The organism is Dactylosporangium sp. NPDC051485 (assembly GCF_040682015.1).
Classification (GTDB): domain Bacteria; phylum Actinomycetota; class Actinomycetes; order Mycobacteriales; family Micromonosporaceae; genus Dactylosporangium.
In genome coordinates this window covers 1-11017 of record NZ_JBFAZW010000194.1, presented here as the reverse complement: position 1 = coordinate 11017, position 11017 = coordinate 1, and the positions used below count along the sequence as shown (strand labels likewise).

Here is an 11017-nt window from a genome sequence, read left to right as displayed (position 1 = left end):
GAATGACAGCTGCCCCATGAGATTGATTATCCCCGAGCCCGCCCGGAATCACCGCCCCGGACGGCAACGACAATGTCAAATGGTGCACGCTCATGGCCGCGATCTGGGCGTCGACCCGCCTACTGGTAACCCAGCGTAGGCGGCGGGAGAGAGGCCACCGAGCCGGTGGCCGCCGCGGGCCAGAGCGCCAAGCCTCCCGACCATATACGTCTGGCGTACCTGGCTCTGCATCGAAACCCGTACGTCGACATGCGGGAGCAATCAGTTGTCCGGAACCTGCGCTTGATACTGCTCGATCCACTGCTGGTTGAGTCCGTCTGCTTGGCGTCGATGCCGTGCCGCTATGGCGGAGGCCCGGTCGGGCGCGTCGATGCCGAGGAACTCCAGGATGCCGCGGGTCGTGATGACCATGTCGTCGTCGAGGTGTTCGTAGGTCACCCGATAGGGCTGGATGCCCCATGAGGCGAACCATGCCTCCCAAGCGGCGTTGTGCTCCTCGATCATGTCCATGAAGCGCCTGATCGCTCCGGCGTCGAACCTGGGGGCCTGCCTGTTGCCGCTGTTGCCGCTGATCTCACCGTTGCCGCCGATGAACCACGTGTTGGTCTGCTCGGCGCGTAGCCAGGAGACGGCTTGTGCCAGGACGTCGTGGCGTCGCAGGTAGATGAAGCGGGTGCGGCCGAATGCCCGGTTCAGCAGCGCGACATCGTCGCCGGCGAGGTCTCGGTGAATCGCTCCGAGCTTGTCAACGACTTCATCGAGTGTTCCCCACATGAGTTTCGCGCCGAACACGCCATTCGGGGTGCTTCCGGCTGCACGCGCGGCCTGCGCGTAGTCCGCGTAGTTGAAGCCACCTTCGGCGGTGCGAGGGATCTGCCATCGATCGGCCCAGAGCCGTTCGTCAGGCGCACGAAAATACGCCTGAGGGTGACCGCAGACCTCCGTGGAATTCAGCAGCCCGAGGAGCAGGGAGCTGCCTGTGCGGGGTGTGGCGCAGACGAAGTACGAGTCGGCGCGGTAGGCGATCTCCGTGGGCATCGCCGGATGTAATCGCAACGACAGTCGGGCATGCAACCCGATTATGTGGAACTGGATTCGGCAGGCCGGGAGCCGGGCGGCGGCCGATTTCGGCGGCGAAGCGGCGTTGCCCGTCGGGACGCGGGCCGTCATCGGTTGAAGTGGCCGTCAGGCGAAGGTGAAGAGGATCTTTCCGCTGCGTTGCGGTGTCATCGCGTGTTCGATCGCCTCGTGGTAGTCGGCCAGGCGGTAGGTCGCGTCGACCGGGACGGTCAGCTCGCCGTTGGCGATGAGGTCGTTGAGCGCGTGGTAGGTCTGCTCGATCTCGGTGCGGGGGGCGTGGCGCAGCCAGTTGAGCAGCCAGAACCCGGTGTGTGTCACCTCGTTGAAGATGACGTCGTGGGCGCGGACGGCCGGGGGCGCGTCGGTCACGTAGGCGTAGCTGACGATCGTGCCCCGGAACTTCAGCGCCGCGGCGAGGTCGGCGACGACCGGGCCGGCCGTGGCATCCAGCGCCAGGCTGAGCTGCGCACCGTCCAGCGCGTCGGCGATCCGCGCGGGCAGGTCGTCCCCGGCGACGATCACGCGGTCTCCGCCGGCGTCGCGTACCGTCTGGGCCGCGGCCTCGCGCCGCACGACGTTGAGCGTCTTGAGGCCCTGCAGCCGGGCGAGGGCGATGACGCACTGGCCGACGGCGGAGTTGGCGGCGTTCAGGCCGACCCAGTCGCCGGGGGCCAGCTTGGCGAACTTGTGCAGCAACAGGTAGGCGGTCGCCGGGTTGATCGGCAGCATGGCGAGTTGCAGCGGGTCGCCGTCGTCGCGGATCGGCACGACATTGCGGTACGACGTCGCGACCCGGTCCGCCCAGGTGCCCTGTTCGTAGTTGGGCAGGATGACCACCCTCCGCCCGACCAGCTGCCTGCCCGCGCCCACGCCGGCGTCGACCACCCGCCCGACGCCCTCGCCACCGAGCGGGCTCGGCAGCGGCGGCCGCACCCCGTAGTCGCCCCGCACGAGCAGGAAGTCGGACGGGTTGACCGGCGCGGCCTCCATCTCGACCAGGATGTCGTCGGTCCCCAGCACCGGATCGGACGACGGCTCCAGTGATACGGATTCCCGCGGATCGCCGTACGACGTGACGAGCAGCTGCGACATGAGATCCCCCGGATCAGCGGCGTGCTACGTCGGCGGCATATGCCCCGGCGGCGCCGCATCATGCGGTGGGGGCGCGACGATTCCGGCGTGCGCTCGCTTCTGGGCTTCGAGGACGGGCATCGCCGTGCCGGATGGCCCGGGCGCCCGCCGTGCGCATGGGCTCCAGCGGGGCCCGCCCCGCCGGCTCACGGCGCGACGGCGGGCCTGCTCCGCCTCGGTGAGTGGGCCCGCCGGCTCACGGTGCGACGGTGGCAACGACCTGCTCGGCGAGCGCCTGCCACTTGGCGTAGGCGTCCGGGTACGCCGACACCTGGACCGTCTGCGCCGCCACGGTCACCGCCATCTGCTCCCAGCCGTCGACCTTGACGAGTGCGGCGTAGAAGCGGCGTGCGGCCTCCGCCGGGTTCATCAGCTCGGCGACGGTGCCCCAGCTCGGCCGCTGCTGGAACAGCCCGACCGAGTCGTGGTCGCTGCCCACGCCCTCGTTGGGCAGGTTGAGCGATTCGGGAACGTTGGGGTTGGCGAGGTTGTGCAGGTGGCTTTCCTGCAGCGCGGTGGCGATCGCCACGACGTACGCGCGGTTCGGCAGCTTCTGTTCCTGCCCGGTGCGGACGATCGTGACGGCGTTCTTCATCTCGGCCTGGGTCAGCCCGCCGACCGGGGCGATGACCGTTGGCGCCGGCGCGGGTTTTGCCGGCGCGGCGGTGGTCGTGTTCGGCGGCGCCGGCACGGCAGTGCCCGCCGGTGACGGCTGCTGGCCACCGCTCGCCGATGCCGATGGTTGCCCGCTGGGCGTGTCGCCGGTGCGCTGCTCGCCGCGGGACGCGCGGCGCTCGGCGTCCGCCACCCGGTCGTCCTCGCGCTGCGCGGACGGTCCGGACTGCGCCACGGGCTGTGAGCGACCGCCGTGCGAGAACACCAGCAGCAGCGCGCCGATGACGGCGAACGCGATGACGGCGCAGGCTGAGGACAGGCCGAGGTGCCAGCGGACGGCCGAGTGACGGCCGCGCCGTTCACGTCGCAGGTGCCGCGGCCCGCCGTTCCTATCGGCCGGCACGGATGCTCCTCCCGGCCGGGAATTGGTTGGGTCGCGTGGGGTACTGCACGGAAACCTCGACAGACTGCATCGCCGGCCCGCGCGTCGCAGGGCCGGTACGGAACGAGGGGTCGCGCCATCGACCGTCCACTGGGGACGGTGCTGGTCGCGGATCTGTGGCCGGGGCCGGCGTGTGGCCCCCGGACGGTTAGTCGCAGCGGCCGCGTCGCCGGCCGGCGGGGCGCTGTGCCGAGGTATGGCGCCGTCCGATGGTCTGCATGCGCTGCTCCTTCCGGTGCCGCCTACCGGGTTAGCTGACGGATTCGGGCGGGAGGATCGCCCTACCGCACGGCACGTGGCCGCACGGATTCACCCCAGTGGCTTTTGGGTCCCCGGCTCGTTCGAGCGCGACTCGGCGGGCCGCCGCGTCGTCACCCGGAACGGTGACAATCAGCGGCGAGCCCCATGACCATAGCCGCTTCGGACACGCAGGTGAACCCCTCGATCAGAACTGCCGAGGGGCCGCTAGCACCCCGGCGACCTGCGACTTTGCGGCGAAAGTGACGCACGTCGACGCGGTCAGGCGGCAGCGCCTCGGCGTCGTGGGGGGCATGAAGAGACAGCGCCCGAGGGCGGGACGTCTCACGCCCGGGGCGCGGCGGACGGGCACGGGGCCCCGGAGACCTGTCTGGTGACGGAACGGGCGCTGGTGGCGGCGGGCGGCCTCAGAACGGTACGGCGGTCGCCAGCAGGCCGGTCGCTAGCAGGCCGGTGGCCAGCAGGCCGGTGGCCTCGCCGCGCCCGGAGACCCGGCGGCAGAAGTCCAGCGCGTCCAGCGTGATCCGTTCGCCGCCGGTGCCCCACACGCCGCCGGCCGGGCCGGTCAGTTCCAGGGTGTAGGGGTGGCCGTGGCGTTCGGCCCATTCGCGCACGACGTCGTCGACGAGGAGGCCGTCGTGCTCCGCGGTGGGCTGTGGGTCCAGGCCGATCGCGGCGCAGATGTCGAGCCGGTGCATGAAGGGGTCGCGGGTCAGGACGATGTCCGTCAGGTAGCCGACCGTCCATCGCTCCAGGTGCCCGCCGACCAGTTGAGCCTCGGGCAGGGTGCGCCGCAGCAGCAGGCCCGGCAGGCGCCGGCGGCCGCGCAGGGCTCTCGGGGACACCTCCCGCCAGCGCCGGATGAGCTCGGCCGTAGTGAGGCCGGCGTTGCGCCGCACCTGCAGCGCGGTGAGGAAGTCGATGGAGACGGGCGCCTTGGCCTGCCGGGCCTGCCGCATCGACGTCGACAGCTGCCCGAGCAGTTGCGGCAGGCTGGCCATCATCTGCGCCATGCCGAGCATGTGGCCGGCGGTGTCGCGGACCGTCCATCCGGTGTTGGCCGTCGGGGCCGACCACTGCTGGGGATCCAGCCTGGTCAGCAGGTCGGCGCAGCGGGCGTACTCGGTCTCGGCGAGGCACATCGCCAGGCCCCGCTCGATGCGCGGCAGCCGGGGCGGGGGCGCGGTCGTGGCGGTCATGGCCGGGTCCTCTCGTCGGTGATGCCGACGTTGTCGGCGAACATGTCGATGCCCCGATCGAGCAGCGCCGACCAGCGCGTGCCGCCCGGGTCGTTGGCGAGCTGGGCGTCGATCATCCCGCCGACGATGGCGACGAACAGGTCGATGTCGGCCTGTTCGCGCACGCCGTGGCGGGCCATCCGGGCGATGAAGTCCGCCATGACGGCGACGGACGGCGCGTAGGCCTCGGGCGAGGGCGTGAAGTCGGGGAGCGTGCGCAGGTTCATCAGCTGGTGGCGGGCCGGGAACGCCACCGCGAAGTCGAAGAACACGCGGGCGTAGAAGCGCATGGCGGACCGGCTCGGGCGGGGCTCGTTCGCCTCGGCCGTCTTCGAGTACTCCAGGAACTGCGTCCAGGCGTCGCCGAACATGGCGTCGTAGATGGCGTTCTTCGACGCGAAGTGGGTGTACAGCGACGGCGCCCGCATCCCAACCAGGTCGGCCACGTCCCGCAGCGTGACCTGGGACAGGCCCCTGTCCCGCGCGACCTGCCACGCGGCGTCGACGATCTCCCGCCGCGTGGCCGTACGCCGTTCGGATTTCCTATCGCGCTTCGGTTCGCCTAACACGATTAGGAGTATCGAGCCGCCGGCCGGACGCCGTCAAGCGGCTCACCGCCGTCCTGGGCCGCCGTCCTGGGCGTTGCGCCCGGCTCCACACGAGCCGGCTCCACACGAGGCGGCTCCACACGAGGCGGAGCCGGCTCCACGCGAGACGGCTCCACACGAGACGGAGCCGGCTCCACGCGGGCCGGCGGGCGGAGCCGCCTCAGGGCGTAGCCGTAGAGGGCGGCCATGCAGATCAGGCTGGCCGTCGAGCCGGTGAGCAGGCCCCAGGCGGCGCCGTGCAACCCGGCGTACCCGGCCCCGACGGTGAGACCGCTGAGGGAGACGACCGCGAAGACGACGTACTGCACGAAGAGCAGCCGGGCCCGGTGCATGCCGCGCATGGCGGCGGTGAACGGGACCTGCAGCAGGTAGACCGCGCATTGCAGGGCGATGGGCAGGGCCAGCGGCGCGGCTTCGGCGAACTTGCGGGTGTGGACCAGGACGGCGGAGACGACGGGCCAGACGGTGAGCACCAGGAGGGCGCCGAGGATGGCGAAGGCGGTCACCAGCCGGCGGGTCCGGCGGCGCAGGGCGAGGGCGGCCCGGGCGCCTTCGGGACCCGCTTCGGCGGCGTCGGCGGCGTTGCGCGAGGCGCGGGGGACCAGCAGGCTCTGCAGGGCCGTGATCAGGTTTTGTACGGGCTGGAGCTCGACGGTCTGCACGAAGCGCAGGTTGGCCAGGTCGATCCTGGACAGCCGGCCGGCGACGATGAAGCTGATCGCCAGGACCTGGACCTGGGCGACGATGGCGGTGATGGTGAACCAGCCGGACAGGTGCCGGGTGTCGGCCAGCCAGGCCCGGGGACTGCCCCGCCAGGGCAGCCGGCGCTCGCGGACGAGGTAGACGGCGGCGCCGGCGGTGGCGCCGAGGCCCCAGGCGATGAGCAGCCCGCCGGCGCTGGACGTGTGGGTGAGGATCATGACCACGACCGCGACGGCCTGGGTGCCGGCCCAGACCAGGCCGATGCCGAGGGCCTTGTCCGGGCGGCGGTCGGCCAGGTAGTCGCTGCGGGCGGTGTCGTGCAGCATGACCGGGACCGTGAACGGCGCCAGCCAGACGAGCTGGTGCAGGTCGATCTCGCCCAGGCCGGGGGAGAGCGCCCACAGGGCCACGAAGACGACGGTGGTGATCAGGCCGGAGCACAGCGCGGTGGCCAGGCCGTCGCGGACCAGCCGCGCGCGGGGCTCGCCGTCGTAGCGCGAGGCCAGCGCGAGCAGCACGTCACCGACGACCGCCCGGTTGAGACACGTCGCGAAGTAGCCCACCGCCAGCGCCAGGGCGAGCGCGCCGAACCGGCCTTTGGGCAGCAGGATCCCGCCCAGGAGCGTGTTCGCCGAGTTGGCGGCGGCGATGACCACCTGGTCGAGCAGGCCGGCCGCGACGAGCCGGCCCCGGCCGCGCCGCGTGCGCGTCCGCTCAGGTGTCCTGGGCCTGGCTGGCATGCTCGACCGGCCTCGGCAGCTGCCCGTCGGTCCGGCTCGTCGGCACCGCGGGGGGAGCGGGCGCGGCGAGCACCGGCTCGTCGTAGTGCCGCTGGCCGCGGACCGTGGTCAGCACGGCGAGGACGAGCAGTTCCAGGTCGAGCCGCACGCTCTGGCGCTCGATGTAGGCGAGGTCCTTCACCAGCCGCTCCTGCGGCGGCATGTGGAACTTCTCGATCTGGGCGATGCAGGCGATGCCGGGCCGCGTCGTGTGCCGTTCGGCGTAGCCGGGGACCTGTTCGAGGTGCTTGCGGACGAGCACGGTGCGCAGCGGCCGCGGCCCGACCAGGCTCATCGAGCCGCTGAGCACGTTGATCAGTTCGGGCAGCTCGTCGAGGTGCCAGCGGCGCAGCCGGCGACCGACCCGCAGCGTGCGCGGGTCGCCGGCGGGCGACACGACCGGTCCCGTGAGCCGCTCGGCGCCGTACTGCATGCTGCGGAACTTGAACTGGCGGAACGTGCGGCCGCCGCGGCCCACGGAGTTCTTGGTGAAGAAGATCGGCCCGGGCTCCTCGAACCAGATGAGCAGCCCGATGATCGGCCACAGCGGCAGCGTGAGCGCGAGGCCGACGAGGGCGCCGGTCACGTCCAGGACCCGCTTGCCCCGTGGGTCCGGGCGCATGGTGCAGGCCGTGTGGTACCGCAGGACCGCGTGCTGGATGGCGGGCGACGGCGGCGCGTTGTCCTCGACGATCCCGGCGGTGGCGCCGCTGAGCACGATCCCGCCGGCGAACGATCCGGTGATCAGGATCATGGCGACCCGCGCCGGCACCTCATGGCCCAGGCGCAGCCAGATCCACGGGGCAGCGATCAGCAGCGCGGTGACGATGAAGGCGACCCGGCAGGCCCAGGCCCGGACCCGCGGCGGGACGGACGAGGTGAGGACGACGGCGGGCAGGAAGGCCAGCAACAGCGGGAAGAGCAGCACCCAGACTCTCACAGGATTTCGTACCTCCAGGGCAGGCGGGCAGGTGCCGTCGTCATCGGTATGCCTTCTCCTGCTCGGCCCACATGGTGAACAGCAGCAGGATCCAGATCTCGCGGGCGTGTTCGGCCGCGCCGCCGAGGTGGCGCTCGACGATCTCGTTCACAGCCTCGAAGCGCAGGTAACCCTGCCGCCGCAGGATGTCCCGGCTCAGGTACTCGCGCACCAGCGGCTGGAACTCGCCGCGCAGCCAATGCGGCAGCGGGGCGTTGAAGCCCTTCTTGCCCATGGCGAGCGTCGGCGGCGGCAGCAGGCCGGCCATCGCCTGCCGCAGCAGCCACTTCGGTTGCCGGCCCGGGAACTTCAGCCGGTCCGGCAACGAGAACGCGAACTCGAGCATCGGCGTGGCCAGCAGCGGGACCCGGACCTCCAGCGAGTGCGCCATGCTGACCCGGTCGACCTTCGTCAGCACGTCGTCGGGCAGGTAGACGTGGGTGTCGGTGTACTGGAACCGGGTCAGCCGGTCGAAGGGGGCGCCGGCCTCGTAGTGCGCCTGGTGCGTGTCGTACGCGTCGCACAGCTCGGAGTACACCTCCGGCTGCAACAGCCGCGCCTTGTGCGCCTCCCGGAACACGACCCGCCACAGGTAGTGGCTGCGGCCGGGCTCCTCGAGGGCGTTTTCGACGAAGCGGCGGGCCTTGAAGTCGAAGCTCGCCCTGGCGCTGGAGCGCGGCAGGAAGCGCAGCAGGCCCGGCGCCATCCGGGCGGTCACCGCGCGCGGCAGGTGGCGGTAGTAGCGGGCGTACTTGTCGGCCTGGTACGTGAGGTAGCCGGCGAAGAGTTCGTCCCCTCCGTCGCCGCTCAACGCCACCGTCACGTCCCGGCGGGCGAGCCGGCACAGGTAGTAGGTGGGCACCATCGACGGGTCGGCGAACGGCTCGTCGAAGGCCGGTAGGATGCCGTCCACGAGGTCCTGCGCCGTCGGTTCGACCATCAGCTCGGTGTGGTCGGTGCCGAACCGCTCCGCGGCAACGGCGGCCTCGGCGCGTTCGTCGTACGACCGGTCCGCGAAGCCCACCGAGTAGGTCTTCAGCGTGGCGTCGGGCATTGCGCGCCGAGCGGCCGCGACGACGGTACCGGAGTCCATGCCGCCGCTGAGGAAGAAGCCCACCGGCACGTCCGCCTCCATCTGCTGGCGGACGCAGTCGACCACGAGGTCGCGCAGGATGGCGCACGCGCGGATGGCGGAGAGGTGGGGCCGCTGCGGCACGTCGGCGAGGGCCCAGTAGCGCTGCCGCGTGCAGCGGCCGTCCTGCCAGACCAGCGTCGTGCCCGGTTCCAGCTTGCGGATCTCCCGGTACATCGTGCGCGGTGCGGGCACGTACATCAGCGACAGGTACGCGCTGAACGCCTCCAGGTCCGGGGTCCGGTCGGGAAGGGCGCACAGCACCGCCTTGATCTCCGAGCCGAACACGAGGCCGTCGGGGCGCTCGGCGTAGTGCAGCGGCTTCACCCCGACCCGGTCGCGGCACAGGACCAGGCGGTGGTTGGCGCTGTCGTACAGGGCGATGGCGAACATGCCCTCGAGGTGCTCCGCGAAGCCGGTGCCGAACTCCTCGTACAGGTGCGGGATCACCTCGGCGTCGCTGCCAGAGCGGAAGGTGTGCCCGCGCGCGGCGAGGTACTGCCGCAGCCTTGCGTGGTTGTAGATCTCCCCGTTGAGCACCGCGTGCACGGTGCCGTTCTCGGAGCGCACCGGCTGCCGGCCGTGCAGCACGTCGATGACTGCCAGCCGCCGCACTGCCAGGCCGGCGGTCGGGCTGAGAAAGTAGCCGTCCTCGTCCGGGCCCCGGTGGGCGAGGCTGCCGCACATGGCGCGCAAGCGATCCTCGTCCACGGCCGGCCCGCCGTCGGCCACTACGATTCCAGCGATTCCGCACATGAGTCCTCCGCCTCGGTCGATCGATGAACAGGCGGGCGCGGTCAGACCGGAGCCGGTTCGACCGGCCGGTGCGAGGGTGCGGGCACGAACGGCTCCCACAGCCCCGTCTTCTGCGCCGACAGCCGCACCAGGTACCGGGGTCCGAGGACCAGGTACCTCCGCCACAGCCGGCGCGGCTCGAGCAGCAGCCGCCACGTCCAGGCCAGTCCGTTGCGCTGCATCCAGCGTGGTGCGTAGCTCAGCAGCCCGGCGTGATAGTCGAAGGCCGCCCCGACCGCCAGCAGCGGCATGGCGAGCAGCGGCCGCATCGCGTGGACGAACGACTCCTGCCGCGGGCAGCCCAGACCGACCAGCACCAGCCGGGCACCCGACGCGTTGATGCGCTCGGCGATGCGGGCGTACTCGCCCGGCTCGGCGTCACGGAACCGCGACGGCTCGGCACCGGCGATCCGCAGCGCCGGGACCGTCCGGGCCAGCGTCCCTTCCAGCCTCGCGACGGTGCGCTGCGTGGATCCGTACAGGTACACCGGCAACTCCTCCGTGGCCGCCCGCCCCAGCACCCGGAGGGTCAGTTCCGGCCCGCTCACCCACTCGCGCAGCCCGGCCTGGTGCAGCAGGTTCAGGGCCCACCGCACCGGCTGGCCGTCCGGGGCGACCACGTCGAAGGCGTTGAGCCGGGCGTTGTGCCGGCGATCGGACACGCCGGTCATGACACCGTGCACGGCCAGCGCGGTCAGGATGAACGGGCGCTGCTGATGGGCGGCCGCGATGACCTTCGTGATCGCCGCGTCGTAGTCGATGACGTCGACCAGCACCCCCATGACGCTGCGTTTTCCCGCGTCGACCAACGCTCTTCCTCTCCTTCGCCCCGCCGGCACCCGGCCGACCACGCCGGCCGGCTCGAGGCAACGAACGCCAGCCTCAACTGCGGGATGCTGAGCGCGCCTGTACCCATGCCGTTGCCGATAAACGCGGCCCGGTGGCAGGGCGGTGGTGACTCGCCGTGTGATGCGGGCCTTCGGCCGCGCCGTCATCGCCGACGTGGCCCCCGGGCCCCCGGCCACCTGCGTTATCACCTGTGGACACGCGGCCCGGCCCCGTGAGGGCCTCTTATGCTTGCGAAAGTCACGCAGGTCTCGGCTGCCGGCGCACCAGGTTCGAGGACGGTTACACGTTATGGGCGATCCATTTCCTGACGCCGGCACCGGTAACGGCCGGCCCCGGGCGGGCGCGGGCGGTCTCGCCGGCCGGCCCCGCGGCCGGGCGGTGGGGCGGGCGAGCGTTCCGCCGCAAGGAC

Annotated in this window: 9 protein-coding genes and 1 riboswitch; all 9 genes read right to left on the bottom strand. The window is 71.7% G+C overall.

The window, feature by feature from the left end:
- Positions 1 to 261 precede the first annotated feature (261 nt).
- The 9 genes from AB0M46_RS49790 to AB0M46_RS49750 all read right to left on the bottom strand — a co-directional run bounded on the left by AB0M46_RS49790 (position 262) and on the right by AB0M46_RS49750 (position 10541).
- On the bottom strand, positions 262 to 1038 hold the full coding sequence (locus AB0M46_RS49790) for a Stf0 family sulfotransferase (protein ID WP_363348495.1): 777 nt from the start codon (positions 1036 to 1038) through the stop codon (positions 262 to 264).
- A 147-nt stretch (positions 1039 to 1185) separates the two neighbouring features.
- Positions 1186 to 2172 (bottom strand): zinc-dependent alcohol dehydrogenase family protein, encoded by a 987-nt coding sequence (locus AB0M46_RS49785; RefSeq protein WP_363348493.1) that lies wholly within the window; start codon positions 2170 to 2172, stop codon positions 1186 to 1188.
- Positions 2173 to 2407: 235 nt separating this feature from the next.
- Complete coding sequence (locus AB0M46_RS49780) at positions 2408 to 3229, bottom strand: hypothetical protein (RefSeq protein WP_363348491.1); 822 nt, start codon at positions 3227 to 3229, stop codon at positions 2408 to 2410.
- A gap of 263 nt (positions 3230 to 3492) precedes the next feature.
- Positions 3493 to 3636, bottom strand: a riboswitch (cyclic di-AMP (ydaO/yuaA leader).
- 297 nt (positions 3637 to 3933) lie between these two features.
- Entirely contained in the window at positions 3934 to 4725 is a 792-nt protein-coding gene (locus AB0M46_RS49775) for a maleylpyruvate isomerase family mycothiol-dependent enzyme (protein WP_363348489.1), read from the bottom strand.
- Positions 4722 to 5333: a TetR/AcrR family transcriptional regulator gene (locus tag AB0M46_RS49770; protein ID WP_363348487.1), complete on the bottom strand. Its 612-nt coding sequence runs from the start codon at positions 5331 to 5333 to the stop codon at positions 4722 to 4724. The genes AB0M46_RS49775 and AB0M46_RS49770 overlap by 4 nt, the downstream gene beginning before the upstream one ends.
- A 2-nt stretch (positions 5334 to 5335) precedes the next feature.
- Complete coding sequence (locus tag AB0M46_RS49765; protein ID WP_363348486.1) at positions 5336 to 6814, bottom strand: hypothetical protein; 1479 nt, start codon at positions 6812 to 6814, stop codon at positions 5336 to 5338.
- On the bottom strand, positions 6789 to 7793 hold the full coding sequence (locus AB0M46_RS49760; protein ID WP_363348484.1) for a sugar transferase: 1005 nt from the start codon (positions 7791 to 7793) through the stop codon (positions 6789 to 6791). The genes AB0M46_RS49765 and AB0M46_RS49760 overlap by 26 nt, the downstream gene beginning before the upstream one ends.
- Positions 7794 to 7833: 40 nt before the next feature.
- Positions 7834 to 9720 carry an asparagine synthase (glutamine-hydrolyzing) gene (asnB, locus tag AB0M46_RS49755; RefSeq protein ID WP_363348482.1) on the bottom strand — a complete coding sequence of 629 codons (1887 nt, stop codon included), beginning with the start codon at positions 9718 to 9720 and terminating at the stop codon, positions 7834 to 7836.
- Between the two features lie 41 nt (positions 9721 to 9761).
- Entirely contained in the window at positions 9762 to 10541 is a 780-nt protein-coding gene (locus tag AB0M46_RS49750) for a WecB/TagA/CpsF family glycosyltransferase (protein ID WP_363348497.1), read from the bottom strand.
- Positions 10542 to 11017: the final 476 nt, after the last annotated feature.